The following is a 332-nucleotide window of genomic DNA, read 5'->3' as shown; positions in this document are numbered from 1 at the left end:
GAAATAAAATCTCTTTTTGTATTCCCAATAAAATATTCTTCAATTGTGGTGTTAATGCTTTTTATCTTGTATTCTTTTGGTTCTGGAGGAAAATATTCTATTTTATTATAGTTATCTTTAGTTGATCGTTCTTCTTTAAATACCGCTGGCTCAATCCAGGGGGTTAAGTAATCTGCGCTAAACAATACATTATCAAAAGTTTCAGGAAATTCTTCTGTATAATTACCTGCTAAAAAACTTCTCACGTTATAGGTTTCAATAGGTATGCCTGGCGAAGAAGATCTAGACCCACTTCTATTTAAGACATCAAGTTTAAAGCTTTCTCCACCTAC

General features: G+C 32.2%; 1 protein-coding gene. It reads right to left on the bottom strand.

From position 1 onward, the window contains the following. Positions 1-332, bottom strand: a 332-nt coding sequence (locus tag SB764_RS38995; RefSeq protein WP_410866610.1) for a hypothetical protein, incomplete at both ends; no start/stop codon positions are given.

Origin of the sequence: Paraburkholderia sp. SIMBA_027 (assembly GCF_046535315.1) — a bacterium.
Lineage (GTDB): Bacteria > Pseudomonadota > Gammaproteobacteria > Burkholderiales > Burkholderiaceae > Paraburkholderia > Paraburkholderia tropica.
This window is presented reverse-complemented; position numbering and strand designations above follow the sequence as displayed.